Source organism: Pseudomonas sp. MPDS (assembly GCF_013283895.1).
Classification (GTDB): domain Bacteria; phylum Pseudomonadota; class Gammaproteobacteria; order Pseudomonadales; family Pseudomonadaceae; genus Aquipseudomonas; species Aquipseudomonas rhizophila.
On record NZ_CP054128.1, the window covers coordinates 5,536,354 to 5,557,244 of the forward strand.

18 protein-coding genes are annotated in these 20,891 nt (G+C 59.8%); 11 read left to right on the forward strand and 7 right to left on the reverse strand.

Going from position 1 to position 20,891, the window contains the following annotated elements:
* The first annotated feature begins 69 nt into the window (after nt 1–69).
* From HQ912_RS24665 to HQ912_RS24690, 6 genes are all read left to right on the forward strand, one after another.
* Nucleotides 70–3,918 (forward strand): EAL domain-containing protein, encoded by a 3,849-nt coding sequence (locus HQ912_RS24665; RefSeq protein WP_047230151.1) that lies wholly within the window; start codon nt 70–72, stop codon nt 3,916–3,918.
* 239 nt (nt 3,919–4,157) lie between these two features.
* Nucleotides 4,158–5,411 (forward strand): serine hydroxymethyltransferase, encoded by a 1,254-nt coding sequence (glyA, locus tag HQ912_RS24670; RefSeq protein ID WP_047230150.1) that lies wholly within the window; start codon nt 4,158–4,160, stop codon nt 5,409–5,411.
* A 200-nt stretch (nt 5,412–5,611) separates the two neighbouring features.
* Nucleotides 5,612–6,142 carry a hypothetical protein gene (locus tag HQ912_RS24675; RefSeq protein WP_047230149.1) on the forward strand — a complete coding sequence of 177 codons (531 nt, stop codon included), beginning with the start codon at nt 5,612–5,614 and terminating at the stop codon, nt 6,140–6,142.
* A gap of 291 nt (nt 6,143–6,433) precedes the next feature.
* Nucleotides 6,434–7,747 (forward strand): C4-dicarboxylate transporter DctA, encoded by a 1,314-nt coding sequence (locus HQ912_RS24680; RefSeq protein WP_076386402.1) that lies wholly within the window; start codon nt 6,434–6,436, stop codon nt 7,745–7,747.
* Nucleotides 7,748–7,806: 59 nt separating this feature from the next.
* Nucleotides 7,807–8,511, forward strand: a complete 705-nt coding sequence (locus HQ912_RS24685) for a FadR/GntR family transcriptional regulator (protein ID WP_047230147.1) — start codon at nt 7,807–7,809, stop codon at nt 8,509–8,511.
* A 22-nt stretch (nt 8,512–8,533) separates the two neighbouring features.
* Complete coding sequence (locus HQ912_RS24690; protein ID WP_173407398.1) at nt 8,534–9,253, forward strand: GntR family transcriptional regulator; 720 nt, start codon at nt 8,534–8,536, stop codon at nt 9,251–9,253.
* On the opposite strand, the gene yjiA is transcribed toward HQ912_RS24690, so the two are convergent.
* From yjiA to HQ912_RS24705, 3 genes are all read right to left on the reverse strand, one after another.
* Complete coding sequence (gene yjiA, locus HQ912_RS24695; protein WP_173407399.1) at nt 9,245–10,213, reverse strand: GTPase; 969 nt, start codon at nt 10,211–10,213, stop codon at nt 9,245–9,247. The two genes, HQ912_RS24690 and yjiA, sit on opposite strands and share 9 nt — an antisense overlap.
* A gap of 310 nt (nt 10,214–10,523) precedes the next feature.
* Entirely contained in the window at nt 10,524–10,721 is a 198-nt protein-coding gene (locus tag HQ912_RS24700; RefSeq protein ID WP_047230563.1) for a YbdD/YjiX family protein, read from the reverse strand.
* 16 nt (nt 10,722–10,737) lie between these two features.
* Nucleotides 10,738–12,804 carry a carbon starvation CstA family protein gene (locus HQ912_RS24705; protein WP_076386404.1) on the reverse strand — a complete coding sequence of 689 codons (2,067 nt, stop codon included), beginning with the start codon at nt 12,802–12,804 and terminating at the stop codon, nt 10,738–10,740.
* A gap of 159 nt (nt 12,805–12,963) precedes the next feature.
* On the opposite strand from HQ912_RS24705, the gene HQ912_RS24710 reads away from it, so the two are divergent.
* Entirely contained in the window at nt 12,964–13,332 is a 369-nt protein-coding gene (locus HQ912_RS24710; RefSeq protein ID WP_107322961.1) for a PilZ domain-containing protein, read from the forward strand.
* 31 nt (nt 13,333–13,363) lie between these two features.
* On the opposite strand, the gene radA is transcribed toward HQ912_RS24710, so the two are convergent.
* From radA to katB, 3 genes are all read right to left on the reverse strand, one after another.
* Nucleotides 13,364–14,731, reverse strand: coding sequence for a DNA repair protein RadA (gene radA, locus HQ912_RS24715; protein WP_030140305.1), 1,368 nt, complete (start codon nt 14,729–14,731; stop codon nt 13,364–13,366).
* A 43-nt stretch (nt 14,732–14,774) separates the two neighbouring features.
* Complete coding sequence (locus HQ912_RS24720; protein WP_372241376.1) at nt 14,775–15,326, reverse strand: ankyrin repeat domain-containing protein; 552 nt, start codon at nt 15,324–15,326, stop codon at nt 14,775–14,777.
* A gap of 148 nt (nt 15,327–15,474) precedes the next feature.
* Complete coding sequence (gene katB, locus HQ912_RS24725; RefSeq protein WP_173407400.1) at nt 15,475–17,016, reverse strand: catalase KatB; 1,542 nt, start codon at nt 17,014–17,016, stop codon at nt 15,475–15,477.
* Nucleotides 17,017–17,298: 282 nt separating this feature from the next.
* On the opposite strand from katB, the gene mscL reads away from it, so the two are divergent.
* The gene (gene mscL / locus HQ912_RS24730; protein ID WP_047229580.1) at nt 17,299–17,712 is read left to right on the forward strand and encodes a large-conductance mechanosensitive channel protein MscL; all 414 of its coding nucleotides are present in this window, start codon (nt 17,299–17,301) and stop codon (nt 17,710–17,712) included.
* Nucleotides 17,713–17,768: 56 nt separating this feature from the next.
* Here the strand turns inward: mscL and HQ912_RS24735 are convergent, their stop codons facing one another.
* Nucleotides 17,769–18,545, reverse strand: a complete 777-nt coding sequence (locus HQ912_RS24735) for a ferredoxin--NADP reductase (RefSeq protein ID WP_076386408.1) — start codon at nt 18,543–18,545, stop codon at nt 17,769–17,771.
* A 291-nt stretch (nt 18,546–18,836) separates the two neighbouring features.
* On the opposite strand from HQ912_RS24735, the gene HQ912_RS24740 reads away from it, so the two are divergent.
* The 3 genes from HQ912_RS24740 to HQ912_RS24745 all read left to right on the forward strand — a co-directional run bounded on the left by HQ912_RS24740 (nt 18,837) and on the right by HQ912_RS24745 (nt 20,871).
* Nucleotides 18,837–19,391 carry an autoinducer binding domain-containing protein gene (locus HQ912_RS24740; RefSeq protein ID WP_260990054.1) on the forward strand — a complete coding sequence of 185 codons (555 nt, stop codon included), beginning with the start codon at nt 18,837–18,839 and terminating at the stop codon, nt 19,389–19,391.
* A 32-nt stretch (nt 19,392–19,423) separates the two neighbouring features.
* Entirely contained in the window at nt 19,424–19,549 is a 126-nt protein-coding gene (locus tag HQ912_RS27960) for a LuxR C-terminal-related transcriptional regulator (RefSeq protein ID WP_260990097.1), read from the forward strand.
* Nucleotides 19,550–19,731: 182 nt separating this feature from the next.
* Nucleotides 19,732–20,871, forward strand: a complete 1,140-nt coding sequence (locus HQ912_RS24745; protein WP_107322962.1) for a methyltransferase — start codon at nt 19,732–19,734, stop codon at nt 20,869–20,871.
* Nucleotides 20,872–20,891: the final 20 nt, after the last annotated feature.

Here is a 20,891-nt window from a genome sequence, read left to right on the forward strand (position 1 = left end):
CTAGCCGCCCTTTGGGCGTCCGGCTTATAGTGCACGTCGCGCCAGTCCAGCAAACTGCAGGATTACAGCTTGTCCAACGTCACGCCGACCCTGTCCCCACGCGCACCGACTGCTGCGAGCGGCTCGCCCCTGCGCGGGACATTGAAGGGCGCGCTGGCCACACTGGTGCTCTTGCTGCTTGGATTGCTCTTCTGGCAGTTGCTTGATCAATTGCGCGAAACCCAGCAGCAACAGCGCCAGTACACCATCGATTACACCGCCGACCTGGCCGCGCAAGTCAGCCTGAACATGGCCTTGAATGCGCAGATCGCCCTCAACCTGCTACCGATCGTCGAACAACCGCAGAGCGCCGACGAACAGCAGGCCCTGTTGCGCAAACTCCAGCAATCGTTGCCCGAGCTACGCAGCCTGGCGTTGCTGAGCCCTTCCGGCCGGGTGCTCAGCGACAGTGATCCTGCCAGCCACGATGCCGATTACCTGGCAGAGCTGGTACGGCGCAGTCGGGCCCAGGCGCACTATTTCAGCAATGCCGACGACGGCTCCGTGGTGCATCTGTTGTTGCACCAGGCCAGCGGCAGCAGCCGCAGCTATTGGGCGCTGCGCCTGACCCCAACCTTCTTCTCGACCCTGACCAAGCAGGCCGATACAGGCATGCGCCCACTGTGGCTGGTGGAAAACCGCCTCAACCAGCAAATCATCAGCCGGGACGAAAGCCTGCCCTCGGCCAGCCCTACCCGGCTGTCCCCGGATGATCTGAGCAACACCGTGCTGACCGTGCCCCTGAGCAGCAGCGACTGGCAATTGCGTGGACTGTTCGACCGACGCCAGGTGCTGGAGCAATTGCTGCCGGCCTTCATCGGCAAATGCCTGCTAGGCCTGGCGTTTTCAATGCTGCCGGTGATCGCGCTCTTGAGCATGCGCCGTCGCCAGCGTCAGTTGCACGAGGGCCGCCGACGCTACCAGGATATTTTCGAAGGCACCGGCGTCGCGCTCTGCGTGCTTGACCTGTCGAGCCTCAAGGCATTTTTTGAAAGGACCGGCCTGCGCAACGGCGACCAGTTGCGCGCCTGGTTGGCCATCCCTCACCAGCTTGAACAACTGCAGCAGGAAGTTCACGTCACCGAGGTCAATCAGATGGCGTTGAAGCTGCTCAACGTCAACTCCTGCGAGCGGGCCTGGCAACTGCTGGTCGGCAATGCTGCCCAGGACAACAACCCGGTGGGTTCGAAGCTGCTCGAAGCGCTGCTCGACCAGCACAAGCAGTTGGAGCTGGAAATCAAGCTGCAGGACGCCCATGGCCGTGATCAGCACCTATGGCTGGTGCTGCGTCTGCCGGAAAAACAGCAGGACTACAACGCCGTCATCCTGAGCATCAGCGACATTACCAGCCGCAAGCTGATCGAACTGTCGCTGCTCGAACGCGAAGGCTTCTGGTCCGACGTGGTGCGCACCGTACCGGACCATCTCTATGTGCAAGACGTGATCAGCCAGCGGATGATCTTCAGCAACCATCACCTGGGACAGACCCTGGGGTACGACCGCACCGAACTGCACCAGATGGGCGAATACTTCTGGGAAATCCTGCTGCACAGCGAAGACGCCGACCACTATCACAACTTGCGCCAGGCACAACGCCAGGCCGGGTATGCGCAACTGCTGCAATGCCAGCTGCGCTTTCGCCATCGCAATGGCAAATGGCGGCGCTTCGACATTCGCGAACAAGCCCTGGCCCGGGACCGGCACGATCAGGTGACACGGATCATCGGCGTAGCCAAGGACATCACCGAACAGATCGAAGCCAGCGAATCGCTGCGCGACAGCGAACAACGCTACCGGATGCTCGCCGAAAGCATCAGCGACGTGATTTTCTCCACCAACAGCAAGCTTTCGCTCAACTACGTCAGCCCCTCGGTGCAAGCAGTGCTGGGCTACAGCGCTGACTGGATATTCCAGAACGGCTGGCAATCGACCATCGCCAACCCGCAACAACTGACCGGCATCTACACCTTGATGGATCGGGTCAGCAAAGCCCTCGACAAGCCTGAGCAACTGGCCGAGTTGCGCAACCAGATGCAGACCCAGCTGTTTCTGTTCGACTGCCTGCGCGCCGACGGGCGCAAGATCCCCATCGAGCTGCGGCTGGTACTGGTGTGGGATGAGCACGGCGCGTTCGAAGGCGTGCTGGGCGTGGGCCGCGATATCAGCCAGCAACGACGCGCCGAAAAAGACCTGCGCATGGCCGCCACGGTATTCGAGCATTCGACCTCGGCGATCCTGATCACCGACCCGGCCGGTTACATTGTCCAGGCCAACGAAGCCTTCAGCCGCGTCAGCGGGTATGCGGTGTCGCAGGTGCTGGACCAGTTGCCCAACATGCTGACCGTGGACGAGCAGCAGGAAGCCCACCTGCGCTACGTGCTCAAGCAGTTGCAGCAACACAGCACGTGGGAAGGCGAGGTCTGGCTCAAGCGCCGCAATGGCGAGCACTATCCGGCCTGGGTCGGCATTACGGCGGTGCTGGACGATGAAGGCGACCTGGCCAGCTACGTGTGCTTCTTCAGCGACATCAGCGAACGCAAGGCCAGCGAACAGCGCATCCATCGCCTGGCCTACTACGACGCGTTGACCCACCTGCCCAACCGCACGCTGTTTCAGGATCGCCTGCACACCGCGCTGCAATCGGCCGAGCGCCAGAAAAACTGGGTCGTGCTGATGTTCCTCGACCTGGACCGCTTCAAGCCGATCAACGACTCCCTGGGCCACGCCGCCGGCGACCGGATGCTCAAGGAAATGGCCACGCGGCTGCTCGGCTGCGTGGCCGACGACGACACCGTGGCGCGCATGGGCGGCGACGAATTCACCCTGCTGCTGCAACCGCGTTCCAGCCGCGAAATGGCGCTCAACCGGGCGATCAACGTGGCCGAGCAGATCCTCGCCAGCCTGGTCCGACCGTTCGTACTGGAAGGTCGGGAGTTCTTCGTCACCGCCAGCATCGGTATCGCCCTGAGCCCTCAGGACGGCAACGAGCTGAGTCAGCTGATGAAGAACGCCGACACGGCCATGTATCACGCCAAGGAGCGCGGCAAGAACAACTTCCAGTTCTACCAGGCCGACATGAACGCCAGCGCCTTGGAACGACTGGAGCTGGAAAGCGACCTGCGCCACGCCCTGGAGCAGAACGAGTTCGTGCTGTATTACCAGCCACAGTTCAGCGGCGACGGCAAACGCCTGACCGGCGCCGAGGCCTTGCTGCGCTGGCGCCATCCACGACGCGGGCTGGTGCCGCCAGGGGACTTCATCCCGGTCCTCGAAGAGCTCGGGTTGGTGGTGGACGTCGGTGACTGGGTGATCAGCGAAGCCTCTCGGCAGCTCAAGACCTGGCACCAGGCCAAGGTCCGGGTGCCGAAAGTCTCGGTCAACATTTCGGCCCGGCAGTTCTCCGATGGCCAGCTCGGCACGCGCATCGCCAACATCCTGCGTAGCACCGGCCTGCCGCCGGCCTGTCTGGAACTGGAACTGACCGAAAGCATCCTGATGCGTGAAGTCAGCGAGGCGATGCAGATCCTGGCCGGGCTGAAAAACCTGGGCCTGAGCATCGCCGTGGATGACTTCGGCACCGGTTATTCGTCCCTCAACTACCTCAAGCAATTCCCCATCGACGTGTTGAAAATCGACCGCACCTTTGTCGATGGCCTGCCATCCGGCGAACAGGACGCCCAGATCGCCCGGGCGATCATCGCCATGGCCCACAGCCTCAACCTGGCGGTGATTGCCGAAGGGGTCGAAACCCACGAGCAACTGGACTTTCTGCGCGAGCACGGCTGCGATGAAGTCCAGGGCTACCTGTTCGGCCGGCCGATGCCGGCCAACCGGTTTGAGGCGCAGTTCAGCAATGATGCGCTGTTCATGCTCGACTGAAAGCTTGTGCTGGCCGGGCGGGCCTCATCGCGAGCAGGCTCGCTCCCACACTTGTTTTTGGCTGTCCTTGGAATAGACATACACCACAGCCCCCCTGTGGGAGCGAGCCTGCTCGCGATGAGGCCAGTACAGGCAGCGTGAATCCCATTCGTCCGCGACATGACGTCCTTTCATATGCCTTCCAAAACCGGTTGGGTTAGAATGCCCCCCTTTTCTGCCCCCGATCCTTGAGGACCGCCATGTTCAGCCGTGATTTGACTATTGCCAAGTACGACGCCGATCTCTTTGCCGCCATGGAGCAAGAAGCTCAGCGCCAGGAAGAGCACATTGAGCTGATCGCTTCGGAAAACTACACCAGCCCCGCGGTGATGGAAGCTCAAGGCTCGGTACTGACCAACAAGTACGCCGAAGGCTATCCAGGCAAGCGCTACTACGGTGGTTGCGAGTTCGTCGACGTGGTCGAGCAACTGGCCATCGACCGCGCCAAGGAACTGTTCGGTGCCGACTATGCCAACGTCCAGCCTCACGCCGGTTCCCAGGCCAACGCCGCTGTCTACCTGGCGCTGCTGTCGGCCGGTGACACCATTCTGGGCATGAGCCTGGCCCACGGCGGTCACCTGACCCACGGCGCCAGCGTTTCGTCCTCGGGCAAGCTGTACAACGCCATCCAGTACGGCATCGACGGCAATGGCCTGATCGACTACGACGAAGTCGAGCGCCTGGCACTCGAGCACAAGCCGAAAATGATCGTGGCCGGTTTCTCCGCCTACTCGCAGATCCTCGACTTCCCACGTTTCCGCGAAATCGCCGACAAGGTCGGTGCCTACCTGTTCGTGGACATGGCGCACGTTGCGGGCCTGGTTGCCGCTGGCGTCTACCCCAACCCCGTGCCATTCGCCGACGTCGTCACCACCACCACCCACAAGACCCTGCGCGGTCCACGTGGTGGCCTGATCCTGGCTCGTGCCAACGCCGACATCGAGAAAAAGCTCAACTCCGCCGTATTCCCGGGCGCCCAGGGTGGCCCGCTGGAACACGTGATCGCCGCCAAGGCGATCTGCTTCAAGGAAGCGCTGCAGCCTGAGTTCAAGGCTTACCAGCAACAAGTGGTGAAAAACGCCAAGGCCATGGCCGGCGTATTCATCGAGCGTGGCTTCGACGTAGTATCCGGCGGGACCGAGAACCACCTGTTCCTGCTGTCGCTGATCAAACAGGACATCTCCGGCAAAGACGCCGACGCAGCGCTGGGCAAGGCGTTCATCACCGTGAACAAGAACTCGGTGCCCAATGACCCACGCTCCCCGTTCGTCACCTCCGGCCTGCGCTTTGGCACCCCGGCCGTGACCACTCGTGGTTTCAAAGAAGCCGAGTGCAAGGAGCTGGCTGGCTGGATCTGCGACATCCTGGCGGACCTGAACAACGAAGCGGTGATCGACGCCGTTCGCGAGAAGGTCAAGGCGATCTGCAAAAAGCTGCCGGTATACGGTGCTTAATCAGCCCGTTACACCTCAGTAAGAAAGGCCTCCATTGAAAGATGGGGGCCTTTTTCATGGGCGCAAACAATTACCCCAAATAACTAACCCCCACGCTTATCTAATGTCTTGCAATACACACACCACCACCGACAGCTAATAAATCAATAATATCGCTCCATAACTGCACACTTCATAAACCCAACGAGGAGTCGAATCACATGGACCGTGATCAATCTTTTAACGCCACACTTCGAATGTTTGACAACCACGTCAACCTGCTTGAAATACTTCATGGCAAACCCGCGATGGCCACCGTGAGTTTATTCAGCGGCGGCTTCTTCACCGGCCGCCCGCAAACCCATGACCACTCCAGCCTGCTCGGCATGCGCCCCAAAAATCAGGGTCAATCCAGCAACCCATTGAAATTGCATTTGCGACACACCCCGAACGGCTACAACCTGGTCATTAAAAACACAGGGGAACATGAAAACAAACTTATCGGTAAACGCTGGCTTGAGGTTCTCGGCGCACAGGACTCCGGCACGGATGATCCGATGCTCTTTACCCTCGTTGATCATCAGAACAACGCCATCACCCGGCAGAATATTTCCACGCCGCATTTACCTGTCTCGTTCATGACAAAAAATAAAAAATATATCGGCGGATTGAAAGTTCGAGGCTCGCCTTATATTTATCTCGCCGAGACAGAAGAAAAATCGAAAGTGACATTCATCCTGAGTGTTCTTTAAAGAACATGTCGATATCTTTGTGGCGAGTGGGCTGATCCCTCGCCACAGGGAGCTGTGGCGCACTGCTTGCCACCCACATTTTTTCACTGCAACAAACGGCTCAAGCACAAGGGTTCCGGCCTAACTGGTAAGACCGGTCATGCCAAATCTCTACAGATCAGCTTGCGCAGCAGCGAAAACAGGGCCTAGACTGCGCCTGCACTGGACAAACCGGTAAGACCACAATAATGAAGTCCTGACGCCAACAGCTCTATTGACGGCGAAAAGGACACCGAACCAGGAATCCCTCCCATGCTCAAATGGTGCTCGCGTTCGATCTTCCTTCAAGTTGTCCTCGGATTGGTGCTCGGCATCGTCTGTGGACTGACCCTTCCCGAATACTCCGCACAGCTCAAACCCCTCGGCGACGGCTTTATCAAGCTGATCAAGATGCTCATCGGCCTGATCGTGTTCTGTGTGGTAGTCAGCGGTATCTCGGGTGCCGGAGACCTCAAGAAGGTCGGGCGCATTGGCCTCAAGTCGGTCATCTACTTCGAAGTATTGACCACCATCGCCTTGGTCATCGGTCTGGTGCTTGCCTTCAGCACCGGTATCGGCAGTGGTGCGAACATCCACCTGGAACAACTCTCCAGCGCGGACATGGGGGATATCGCCCAGCGTGGCGAGCACCTGGTCACCACCACCCAGTTCCTCATGAACCTGATCCCAACCTCGGTGCTCGGGGCCTTCGCTGAAAACAACATTCTGCAAGTGTTGTTGTTCTCCGTGCTGTTTGGCAGCGCCCTGAACCTGGTGGGCGATGCAGCGTCCGGCATCTCGCGGCTGATCAACGAACTCAGCCACGTGATCTTCCGCATCATGGGCATGATCGTGCGTCTGGCCCCCATTGGGGTCTTCGGGGCCATCGCCTTCACTACCAGCAAATATGGCCTGGACTCGCTGCAACACCTGGGCAGCCTGGTGGGCCTGTTCTACCTGACCTGCATCGCCTTCGTTGCGCTGATCCTCGGCTTGGTGATGCGTGTCTCGGGCCTGCCGATGTTGCCGTTTCTCAAATACCTGCGTGAAGAGCTGCTTATCGTGCTCGGTACGGCCTCTTCCGACGCCGTGCTGCCACAGATCATGCGCAAGCTTGAGCACCTGGGGATCGGCAGTTCCACCGTCGGCCTGGTGATTCCGACCGGCTACTCGTTCAATCTGGACGGTTTTTCGATCTATCTGACCCTGGCGATTGTGTTCATTGCCAACGCCACCGGCACACCTCTGGCCATGAGTGATTTGCTGACCATCCTGCTGGTGTCACTGATCACCTCCAAGGGCGCCCACGGGATTCCCGGCTCGGCGCTGGTGATCCTGGCTGCCACGTTGACGGCCGTCCCGGCGATCCCGGTGGTTGGCCTGGTGCTGGTACTGGCGGTGGATTGGTTCATGGGCATCGGCCGGGCCCTGACCAACCTGATTGGCAACTGCGTGGCCACCGTGGCGATTGCCCGCTGGGAAAAAGACATCGATGTCCCTCGGGCGCGCAAGGTACTGTCCGGCCAACACGGTTATACCTTCCAATCCAGGAAACCGGTGGGCACTGCCCATCAGCAGCAATTCTGAAAGACTGCGGTGCCGGCCCGCGAACCGGTACCGCCTGATTGATTTTCGAGGAGTCACCAGTGATCAGTTCATCAACCGTCGTCAATTCCGTAGTGGAGAAACTACGTGCCGCCCTCGCTCGGGGCCAATGGCGCTCGGGCGACATGCTGCCCGGCCAGCGCGAGCTGGCCGAGCAATTGGGCATCAGCCGACCAAGCCTGCGCGAAGCGGTGATTGTCCTGGAAACCCTGGGGCTGGTGCGTTCGATGCCCGGCAAGGGCGTCGTGGTGCTGGAGGCCAACTTCACCGACACCGCCAATGAAGGCAGCGCCATGGCCGGCGCCAGCCTGGAGGACGTGCTGCAACTGCGCTACACCCTGGAGCCTTTCATCGTCGGCCTTGTGGCGCAATCCATCAGCAGCAAGGAGGTCGGCCAGTTGCGCCTGACCCTCATGGACATGCGCGAAGCGTTGGAGGCCAACGACAGCGACGCTTGCGCCAACGCCTACATTGCCTTCCATGAAGAGCTGTTTGCCTTGACGTCCAACCCGATTTTTCAAAACGTGGTCCAGCAGACCAGCAACGCGCTCAAGCAAAGCGCCGATGTGTTGCGCAATTCACCCCAGCATCTGGCCGAACGCCTGGAGGAAAACGAAGCCGTGGTGCGCGCCATCCGCGCCAAGAACAGCGCCCAGGCCAGCACCGAAATGCGCCGGCATATCCTCAGGGAAGGCCAGCGCATGGGCATCGAACTGAACATTCCGGACGACAACCTCGGCACTTGAGCCACACCCTGCGGAGACCGCCATGAACAACCTCATGCCCCACCCGGATCAGCCTGAGCGTAACGTGCTCGCGTCCCTGTCGCTGCCCGGTCGGGCCGGCAAACCGTCGGTGGACGATATCTACCCGCGGATCTTCGACGCCATCCTCGAACAACGCATTGCTCCGGCCAGCCGTTTCACCGAGGAAAGCCTGGGGGATGTGTTCGGTGTCAGTCGCAGCATCATTCGCCGTGTCCTGGCGCGCCTGTCCCACCAGCAAGTGGTGATCCTGCGGCCCAACCATCGGCCCCAGGTGGCGGCACCGGACCTGGAACAGACCCGGCAAATCCTGCATGCCCGGCGCCTGGCCGAACAGACCCTGGTGCGCCTGGCCTGCAAGGCGCCGCAGCCCAAGGACCTGCAGCGCCTACGCGATCTGATAGAGCGCGAGCGCCAGTGCCTGGATCGCGGCGAACGCGGCCCGGCGATTCGCCTGTCCGGCGAGTTTCACCTGCAATTGGCGACCATGGCCGGGAATGCGCCGTTGGCGCAGTTTCTCGGCAGCCTCGTGCCATTAACCTCGCTGGCCCTGGCGCGGCATGAGCTCAAGTCCCGCAGACATTGCGCCTGGCAGGAGCATTTGGCGATCGTAGACGCGATAGAACGTGGCAACGCTGATCAAGCGTTGCAACTGATGAGCGAGCACCTGGACCATCTTGAGCAAAAGCTGCTGATGGCCGCAGGCACCGGGACGTCAAAGTAGCGCGGCTTCGAAGCCTGCGCGGATCTTCTCTTCGGGCAACTCGTCGGCGATGAACACAATGACGCTCTCCCGTGCTTCGCCTGGCGCCCATTCGGTGTCCCAGTCAAAACCGTACAGTTTGAGTACGCCCTGGAACACCAGTCGTCGGGATTCGCCAGCGATGCTCAGTACCCCCTTGTAGCGCAGCAACTGCTTGCCGTGCTCCTCCAGCAACTGGTTCATGAACTCGCTGAGTTTGTCGATATCCAGCGGTTTGTCGGTGCGAAGCACGAGGCTGCTTATGCGATCCCCGGTGCTTGCCTTGCCCACCGGTCGCAGGCTGAACCCCGCCCCCAGGTCTGCGTTGAGATTGAAGCCGCGGATGTCGAGCAGTTCGGCCAGATCGATCTTGCCGTGCTCCACCACCCTGATCGGCGCCCGTCGGTTGATCCGCGTCAGTCGTTCGCCAAGGGCTTGGACATGGGCTGCGTCCACCAGATCGGTCTTGCTCAGCAGCAGACGGTCGGCAAACCCGACTTGGGCCTGGGCAATGGCCTGGGTCAGGTGGATCTCGGCGTGAGCGGCGTCCACCAGGGTCAGGATACCGTCGAGGATGTAGCGCTCGCGCAGGTCCTCATCGATAAAAAATGTCTGGGCCACAGGGGCCGGATCGGCCAGACCGGTGCATTCGATCACCAGGCGATCAAAGGCAATTTCGCCGCTGTCCAGCCGTTCGAGTAGCAGGTACAGGGCTTTGGTCAGGTCAGTGTGAATGGTGCAGCACACGCAGCCATTGGTCAGGGTCATGACTTGCACCGGCTCATCGCCCAATAGCTGGGTGTCGATGCCGGCATCGCTGAATTCATTCTCGATCACGGCGATTTTCAGGCCGTGCTCGGCCTTGAGCAAATGACGCAAAAGCGTGGTCTTGCCGGCGCCGAGGAAGCCGCTGAGGATGGTGACCGGGATGGGAGAGGACAACGTAATTCTCCTGTTGCGAAATTAAAAGAAGAGCACAGCCCCCATGTGGAGGCGAGGCAAACTGTTGCGATGCCTTCGCGAGCAGGCTCGCTTCCACAAGGGGATCGGTGGTGTATGCAAATGTTGAGATCCCCCCAAAACAACTGTGGGAGCGGTGGCATATGCAAATCCCGAGGCCATCCTAAAACAACTGTGGGAGCGAGCCTGCTCGCGATGGCGGTGGATCAGTCAACATCATCGTAACTGACCCGACGCCATCGCGAGCAAGCTCGCTCCCACAGGGTTACCTCATCAACCTGAAATCAGTTGATCAACAGCACTTGGGCCCGGCCTTGCCACCGTATCGGGCTTCCTGGCGTTCGCGGAAGAACGCCTCGTAGTCCATCAACGGTTTGTCCGGGTGTTTGCTTTGCATGTGCTCGACGTAGTTGTCGTAGTCGGGCATGCCGACCATCAGGCGGGCGGCCTGACCGAGGTATTTACCGAGGCGACTCAAGTCATTGAACATCGTTGCAATCCTCGATTCAGGCGTCCGGCACGGCCTGGAAGGGCGCTTCTTTATCCGTGCGTTCCTTGTGACCCCAGGCAGCGATGCCGACCTTGAGCGCGTAGAACAGGATGCTGAAGACCACCAGCAGGAACAACACCGTCAGCGTTGCGTTGGTGTAAGCGTTGTACACCACGTGCTGCATCTGCTCGATGCTCTTGGCCGGGGCCAGGATCTGGCCGGCGGCCAGGGCATCGTTGTATTTGCGCGCCAGGGCCAGGAAGCCGATCGCCGGGTTGGCGTCGAACAGCTTGATCAGGCCCGCCGTGGTGGTGCAGATCAGCAGCCAGACCGCCGGCAGCATGGTCACCCAGACGTAGCGCTGGCGCTTCATCTTGATCAGTACCACGGTGCCGAGCATCAGGGCGATACCGGCCAGCATCTGGTTGGAGATGCCGAACAGCGGCCACAAGGTGTTGATGCCGCCCAGCGGATCGATCACGCCCTGGTACAACAGGTAGCCCCACAGCGCCACACAGCCGGCGGTGGCGATCAGGTTGGCAACCCAGGATTCGGTCCGCTTGAGGGCCGGGACGAACGAGCCCAGCAGGTCCTGCAGCATGAAGCGCCCGGCACGGGTGCCGGCGTCTACCGCCGTGAGGATGAACAGCGCCTCGAACAGGATTGCGAAGTGGTACCAGAACGCCATGGTGTTCTCACCCGGCAACACCGAGTGCAGGATCTGCGCGATCCCCACCGCCAGGGTCGGCGCACCGCCGGCACGGGCCAGGATGGTGGTCTCGCCGATGTCATTGGCCACCGCCTGCAGCGCTTCGGGGGTGATTGCAAAGCCCCAGCTGCTGACAGTCTGCGCCACGCTCACCACATCACCGCCGACGATCGCCGCCGGGCTGTTCATGGCGAAGTACACACCCGGCTCGATCACCGAAGCGGCGACCATTGCCATGATGGCCACGAACGACTCCATCAGCATGCCGCCGTAACCGATGTAGCGGGCGTTGACTTCGTTATCGAGCATCTTCGGCGTGGTGCCCGAAGAGATCAGCGCGTGGAAACCCGAAACCGCGCCACAGGCGATGGTGATGAACAGGAACGGGAACAATCCGCCCTTCCACACCGGGCCCGTGCCGTCGGTGAACTGGGTCAGTGCCGGCATTTTCAGCTCGGGCATGGTGACCAGGATGCCGATCGCCAGGGCGACGATGGTGCCGATCTTCAAGAAGGTGGACAGGTAGTCGCGCGGCGCCAGGATCAGCCAGATCGGCAACACCGCGGCAACAAAACCGTAGCCGATCAGCATCCAGGTGATTTGCACGCCGGTGAAGGTGAAGGCCTCGGCCCAGACCGGGTCTGCGGCCACTTGCCCGCCGAGCCAGATCGAACCCAGCAGCAACAGCACGCCGATGAGGGAGATTTCACCGATGCGGCCCGGGCGGATGTAGCGCATGTAGATGCCCATGAACATCGCGATCGGGATGGTCGCCATCACCGTGAAGATCCCCCACGGGCTCTCGGCCAGGGCCTTGACCACGATCAGCGCCAGCACCGCGAGGATGATGATCATGATCAGGAAGCAGCCGAACAGCGCGATGGTGCCGGGAACGCGGCCCATCTCTTCGCGGACCATGTCGCCCAGGGAGCGACCGTTACGACGGGTGGACAGGAACAGGACCATGAAGTCCTGCACGGCACCGGCCAGCACCACCCCGGCGATCAGCCAGAGCGTACCGGGCAGGTAGCCCATCTGCGCCGCCAGTACCGGCCCGACCAGCGGCCCCGCACCGGCAATGGCCGCGAAGTGGTGGCCGAACAGGATGTGTTTGTTGGTCGGGACATAGTCCAGGCCATCGTTGTTGAGCACGGCGGGGGTGGCCCGGCGCGCATCGAGTTGCATCACGTTATTGGCGATGAACAGGCTGTAGTAGCGGTAGGCGACCAGGTAGATGGCCACGGCTGCGACGACGATCCAGAGGGCGTTGATCGCCTCTCCCCGACGCAATGCCACGACGCCCAGGGCGCTCGCTCCCAAGACGGCCAGCAGTAGCCAGGGTATGTGGCGCAGCAGGCTATTATTATTTGTCATTTTTATATTCCGGCCAGGGTGGACAAGAAAGACAGCCATCGGAGTTTAGCGCTAACGAGAACAAAGGCCACCCCCGACATTTGTCTGCCAGCAGCCCAACGGTGACGACGGCGCGCCAGTTGGGTCTATAGTCAATCAATCTTCAGAAAGGAATACGTAATGAGCGAACGCCGCCGCTTCGTACGAATCGAGTTCCATGCCCGAACCGAGCTGAGTCAGGGCAAGGACGAGGACAAACTGACTTGGCCGGTCGAACTGCTGGACCTGTCTCTCAAGGGCCTGCTGATCAAAAAGCCCGAGCCCTGGCTTGGCAATCCCGAGAAGACTTTCGTAGCCGACATTCACTTGAGCAACGACGTGGAAGTGCAGATGGAGGTTCGGTTGACCCACGACGACCATGGCCATCTGGGCTTTGTCTGCGAGCATATCGACCTGGACTCCATCGCCCATCTGCGCCGGCTGGTGGAGTTGAACCTCGCCGATCAGGCTGAGCTTGAGCGGGAATTGGCGGCGTTGGTACATATTTGAATAACCCTGCACCACGCAGCAGGCCTCGGAGTTATTCGAACAATGCATCCAGCGCCTGTTCCAGGCGAGTCACGGCAATGATCTGCAACCCGGCAGGCGCTTCCTTCGGCGCGTTGCCCTTGGGCACGATGGCGCGTTTGAAACCGTGCTTGGCCGCCTCCTTGAGCCGCTCCTGTCCGCTGGGCACCGGCCGGACTTCCCCCGACAGCCCCACTTCACCGAACACCAGCAGATCATGGGGCAGCGGCCGATTGCGCAAGCTGGACATGACCGCCGCCATCAACGCCAGGTCAGACGCGGTTTCCAATACTTTGACGCCGCCCACCACGTTGAGGAAAACATCCTGATCGTGGGTAGGAATGCCACCGTGTCGATGCAGGACCGCCAGCAACATGGCGAGCCGATTCTGATCCAGCCCCAAGGTGACCCGACGCGGGTTCGCCAAATGGCTGTCATCCACCAGCGCCTGAACCTCCACCAGCATCGGTCGGGTGCCTTCCCAGGTCGCCATGACCACACTGCCCGGCACTTCTTCCTGGGCGCGCGTGAGAAAAATCGCCGAAGGATTCGAGACTTCTTTCAAGCCTCTGTCGGTCATGCCGAACACACCCAATTCATTGACGGCGCCAAAGCGATTCTTCACTGCCCGCAACAAACGCAGGCGACCGTCGGATTCGCCCTCGAAATACAACACGGTATCCACCATGTGCTCCAGCACCCGCGGGCCTGCCAGCGCGCCTTCCTTGGTGACGTGCCCCACCAGGAAAATCGCCGTACCGCTCTGCTTGGCATACCGCACCAGCAACGCCGCGCTTTCACGCACCTGTGACACGCCGCCCGGCGCCGATTGCAGTTGTTCGGTGAAAATCGTCTGGATCGAGTCGATCACCATGACCTTGGGTTTTTCCAGGCGGGCCGTGGCGATGATGGTTTCGATGCACGTCTCGGTCATGACCCGCAGTTGATCCTGGGGCAGCCCCAGACGCCGGGCGCGCATGGCGACTTGCTGCTGAGATTCCTCGCCAGTGACGTACAGCGCCGGCATGCGCGTGGCCAGGTTGCACAAGGTTTGCAACAGGATGGTGGACTTGCCGATGCCCGGGTCCCCGCCAATCAGCACGACCGAACCGTCCACCAGACCACCGCCCAATACGCGGTCCAGCTCGCCGGACGCGGTGGAAAACCGTGGAATTTCCTCGACGCTGACTTCGGCGAGGGTCTTGATTTGCGCCTGCTGACCGGCCCACCCCGTGCGACCGGTGGGGGCTGCGGCACCGCCACTCTCCACCATGGTTTCGGTCAAGGTGTTCCAGGCACCGCACTCACTGCACTGGCCGGCCCATTTGGGAAAGGTCGAGCCGCACTCGGTGCAGCCATACATGCGCTTTGCCTTGGCCATCTGAACTCCGGGATAAAAACCGCGATGATAGCCCACGCGGGGGTCAGCGCGGGGCCGGCATTCTGATTTCACCGTTGGCCAGGTTCGCCGCGGTATTGCCCAGCGGATCCTGGGCCTGCAGGTCCGCCCCTTTGGCCGCCAAGGCGTCGAGCAACTCGACGCGCTTGAACAGGCCGGCGTACATCGCTGCGGTCTGTCCGGCGCCGTTGCGCTGGTCCGGGTTGCAATCGGTGGACAACAAACGGCGCGCGATCTGCACTTGGCCCTTGAAAATGGCGCCCATCAGCGCCGTGTTGCCCCGGTTGTCCTGGGTGCAGGCATCGGCGCCAGCGGCCAGCAGCCGCTCCACCGCCGCGCCATGGCCGTGGTAAGCGGCCAGGATCAGCGCGGTGTAGCCCTTTTCGTCCTGACGGTTGAGCGAGTAACCGGCCTCGATAAAGGTCTCGAGCATCGGCACGTCGCCCCGGCGGGCGGCGTCGAAGTAATAAGTTTGCAACTGCTCTTGGACAGCAACCGGGTCGGTGGGCATGGGCTGATCGGCCCATACGCTCAACGACCCGATTGCGAGCATCGAAAATAGGAAGTTACGCAGCATGACGTCTCCTTGGCGCAAGGCTGTAGATGCAGGGCTGTGGGAGCATGGCTTGCCCGCAACGCAGACGACTCGGTCTGGCTTCAGACCGCAGCGCCTGCTTCGCGAGCAAGCTTTGCTCCCACGGGTTATGCACGTGCCAGGCTGTGGATCAGTCGCTGAGTTTTTCCGCCAGCGCCTTGACCCGGGTCAGATCGCCTTTGGCGACACGGGCTACACCGGTGCCGTATTCAGGATCAGCCTTGTAGAGGAACGACAGGATGATGTGCTTGCTCTCCTCATCGGTGGTCGCCAGCGATCCGCCGAAGCTTTCGATCAGGTCATTGCGCTCTTTCTGGTTGAACGAGCGGTACAGGTCACCGGCTTGCTTGAAGTTCTGCTCACGCTGGATCTTCGCCTGCTGGGTACTGCCAGTCAGCGCGGTCTGGCTGTAGCGTGCCGTTGGCTGTTCCTGGCGAGGCATCAGGCGGCTCGGCTGATAATTCACGCTGGTGCTGGTGGCGCCCGAATTCATCGCGCCGTCCTGGTTGCCATTGTTGACCGCCACCTTCGGCGCATTGATGGGCAACTGAAGCGCGTTGGGTCCCACTCGATACATTTGCGTATCGGCATAGGAGAACACCCGCCCCTGCAACAGTCGATCTTCCGACGGCTCGATGCCCGGAACAAGATTGGCCGGCGCCATCGCCACTTGCTCGGTTTCCTGGAAAACATTCGCCGGGTTACGGTTCAAAACCATTTGCCCGACTTTGCGTTCAGGCACACCCGGCCAGATTTTTGTCGCATCAAGAGGATCGAAATCAAACGTGGAAAGGTCCTGCGGGTTCAACACCTGAACGTACAAGTCCCATTTCGGGAAGTCGCCCTTATTAATATGACTCACCAGATCGTTAGTCATATGGCTGTAATCTTGCCCCTGAACTTTCACAACTTCTTTCGGATCGAGATTTTTCAGGCCCTGCAAACTTTTCCAATGAAACTTTACGTAGTGAACTTCACCCTTTGCATTCACCAACTTGTAGGCATGCACACCGTTACCGTCCATTTCACGATAACTGGCCGGCGTGCCGGAATTGGAATACAACTCGGTCAGCGTGCGCGTTGCTTCGGGCACGTGAGAAAAGAAATCGAAACGGCGGGCGTCATCATCCAAGTTGGTCCGAGGGTCGGGTTTGAAAGCATGGACCATGTCTGGAAACTTGATGGCATCGCGAATGAAGAAGGTCGGGAAGTTGTTACCCACCAGATCCCAGTTACCCTCGGCCGTGTAGAACTTGGTGGCAAAGCCACGGGGGTCACGCAGGGTTTCCGGCGAATGGTTGCCATGCACTACAGCAGAAAAACGCACGAACACCGGCGTGGCCTGGCCAGCGGCGAAGACTTTGGCCTTGGTCAGATCACTGAGGTCGTCGGTGACTGTAAATGTGCCATGGGCACCGGTTCCTCGTGCATGCACCACGCGCTCGGGGATGCGCTCGCGGTCGAAGCGCTGGAGTTTCTGGATCAGTTGCACGTCTTGCAACAAGGTCGGCCCGTTAGGACCGGCTGTTTGCGAGTTCTGGTTGTCGCCCACGGCCGCACCGTTATCGCGGGTCAGGGTGGCCGCGTTGACGGACAAGGACAACAGGCTGGCGGTGAGCACAAAAAAAGCACGGCGAGGGGTAAAAGTCCCGCCGCCAAGGGAAATGTTCATAGGCGTTTCCTCTGATGTTATAGAGCGCATCCATGTGCGCCTTGCAGAGGCTAGTGCTCTAAAAAGAAAAACCTAAATAGAAATGCCGCACCGATCCGATAGAAAAATCCTTATAGGGAATCGGCTCGGGACCGCGTATCACGCGCGATTGATGGCACTTTGTAAACTTTTCCTCCTGTCCCGAGTCGATAACTGAAGCTTTGTAAGCAGGCGTTTCGAGCAGGACGCGTTTGGCTGATTTACACTGCCACCATCCACTTCATCTGTCACAAGGAACAACTCATGGGCGTGATTAACGAGTTCAAGGCCTTCGCGGTCAAAGGCAATGTCGTCGACATGGCCGTCGGGATCATTATCGGTGCTGCTTTCGGCAAAATCGTTTCGTCCTTCGTTGGCGACGTCATCATGCCTCCGATCGGCCTTTTGATTGGCGGGGTGGACTTCAGCGACCTGGCCATCACACTCAAGGCGGCACAAGGCGATGCGCCGGCGGTGGTATTGGCCTATGGCAAATTCATTCAAAGCACCATTGATTTCATCATTGTGGCGTTCGCCATTTTCATGGGCGTCAAGGCCATCAACCGTCTCAAGCGCGAAGAAGCCGTTGCTCCCAGCGCGCCACCGGTTCCGACCAAGGAAGAACTGTTGCTGAGCGAAATTCGCGACCTGCTCAAGGCCCAGAACGAGAGGCCCTGACTCACGCTTCGCCGCCTGTGGCGTGGGTTTTTATCTCCTCGCCACAGGCGCCTTTTCTACCAATAGTTTTCCACGGCCACCTGACCTGGCCGACGGCTGAGACTCAGTTGCAGGCCCCTGGCCTTGAGCAGCTTGCGCGTGTCATCAATCATCTGCGGATTGCCGCACAACATCACCCGCGAGTGTTCCGGCGTCAGCTCGATGTCAGCCGCCCTTTCCAACTCGCCATTTTCGATCAGTGTCGTGATTCGTCCGCTGAGCGCACCGGGATGCTGTTCACGGGTGACGGTCGCGATGAAACGAAACTTGTGGGCGTAGCCGGCCAGGTAGTCGCGCTGGGTCAACCCTTTGATCAGCTCCTGATATGCCAGCTCCCGTGCCTCGCGGACGCTGTACACCAGGACGATCGTCTCGAATTTTTCCCATGCTTCGAAATCCTGGAGAATCGAGAGGAACGGTGCGACGCCCGTTCCCGTGGACAGCAGCCACAAATCGCGCCCGTCAACGAAACGATCAAGCGTCAGGTAGCCAAAGGCCTGGCGATCAACCAGCAGGCTGTCGCCTGGCTGCAGCCGACTCAGTTCGCTGGTGAACTCGCCGTCCGGTACCACGATGGAAAAAAACTCGAGGAATTCATCGAACGGCGAAGACACCATGGAATATGCCCGCCAAACGATGGTGCCATCCGCTTTAGCGACCCCGAGCCGGGCGAACTGCCCCGCCCGAAAACGAAAACCGCGATCCCGTGTGGTACGCAACGTAAACAAATGAGGTGCCACGGGCTGCACATCGAGCAAGGTTTGACGGGTGAACTTCTCTGAGCTGTCGATCATGAGCCACTCCAACGAGACAAGACTTACAGTGTCCCGCAAAGTGAGCCCCTTCACCACTGACAACGAGTAGTGGCACTTTAGCTACTAATGCCTCCGTCGCCGAGCATATCTTCTACCAGACTTATACAAAACTATCCCAACTGTAAAATCATACTCAAAAAGTTTATTTCTTAAACATTTCAAACTGTAAGCAAATAAAAAAAAGCTCACTGCAATTTAAGAATAGTCCTACACTAAAAATTCGCATCATGGATTGGATCCGCATGGACGAACTCAACCCAGGAGAGAGCGATGGACAAGTGGAAGGACTTGCTGTTGAGGAAGTTATCCTGTGAAAAGGACTTACAGACGGCCTATCGTCTAGTCCTGAATTTCTTTAACAATCAGGGATTTGAATATTGTGCATTCTCAGCCTATCTCGGAAGCCCGGACAAGCATACCAACAAGGTAAACCTGAATAACTACCCTTATGGATGGGACAGACTATATGAACAGAACGGCTATGCATCGAACGACCCACTAGTAGCACATTGCAATCAATCACCGCTTCCAATCTTGTGGGATGAGACTGTTTTTGCTCAGGCCCCCAAGTTGTGGCGAGAACTTAATCGACAGGGACTCAAGTATGGCTGGACCCAGGCCGTTCATGATGAACAGGGGCACACTGCAGCCTTTTCAGCCTGGCTCGGACTCATTGCCCCATCGATATCGACGAGCATTACGCAAATCTGGGCTATGCCATTTTCGCCAGTCAAAGATTGCATGCGCTGGCCAGCAAAAAACTGGCTGACGCTGCCGCGACTCCACAAAAATGTCATTTATCACCCAGAGAGATCGAAGTATTGAGGTGGTCGGCCGAAGGCAAGACGGCTTCGGAAGTGGGCAGAATCCTCTGCCTCTCCGAGCGCACCGTGAACTTCCATGTGTGCAGTTGCATGCGAAAGCTGAACGTCAACAACAAAATCTCAGCGGTAGCCAAGGCGGCCCACATCCATGTGATCTGAACCGTGCGGCGCACTTACCAACCTGAAAAAACCCGCGAGTAATGCCTGGAAAAAAAACGTACCATTTACGGCTCCACTTGAATGATGACGCGCCCAGTACGCGACGAAGTTCATTCAGGCGGTCCCGCTGAGACACCTGCCCCGGGGCAGCGGGACATTCGTTGATCTCCAGAGTCCCAGCCATGCCCTTGCTCGACAGTCCCTTCGCCCAACTTGACCTGATCCGCCAACCCGAACAGCAGAACGAACCGCTGCAAGCCTTTGACGCAGCCGACGAATACCTGCTCGCGTATCTGGCCGAGCAACAGCCGCTCGCCGATACCCGGGTCCTGGTCCTCAATGACAGCTTTGGTGCCCTGGCGGCGAGCCTTGCCGGCAAGGTTGAAGTCATCAGCAGCAGCGACTCGTACCTGGCCTTGCAGGCGCTGGAGAAAAACCTGGTGCGCAACGGCCTGCCCTTTGATGCAGTGCCGACGTTGCCGGCCAGTGAACCGTTGACCGGACCTTTCAACCGCGTCCTGATCAAAGTGCCGAAAACCCTGGCCCTGCTGGAAGAACAGTTGATTCGCCTGCAAGGCCAATTGGCCCCCGGCGCCCAGGTGATTGCTGCTGCGATGGTCAAGCATCTGCCACGGGCCGCCGGTGACCTGCTGGAACGCTACGTTGGCCCGGTGCAGGCCTCGCTGGCAGTGAAAAAAGCTCGCTTGTTGATCGCCACGCCAGAAGCGCTCCAGCCAGAAACCCGAGTGCCGACCGCATCCCCCTACCCCACGCGCTATTGGTTGGAAGAGCCAAAGATCGAATTGCTCAACCACGCCAACGTGTTCTGTCGCGAAGGCCTGGACATCGGCACCCGGGCATTTCTGCCGCATCTGCCAAAGAACCTGGGCACCGCCCGCGTCGCGGACCTGGGGTGCGGCAACGGTGTACTGGCAATCGCCAGCGCCCTGCAGAATCCCGAGGCCCACTACACCCTGGTGGATGAATCGTACATGGCCGTGCAGTCGGCCGCCGAGAACTGGCGCGCCGCCCTGGGCGAGCGTGAGGTGACCATACGAGCTGGGGACGGTCTGGCCGGGCAAGAGGCGCAGTCATTGGATGTAGTGCTGTGTAATCCGCCTTTCCACCAACAGCAGGTGGTGGGCGACTTCCTCGCCTGGCGGATGTTTCAGCAGGCGCGCGAAGCACTGGTGGTCGGCGGCGCGCTGTACATCGTCGGCAATCGGCACCTGGGCTACCACAGCAAACTGGCGCGGTTGTTCCGGGGTGTCGAACAAGTGGCCGCAACCCCGAAATTCGTCATCCTCAAGGCCCGCAAATAATTTGACCCTGCCCGGGAGCG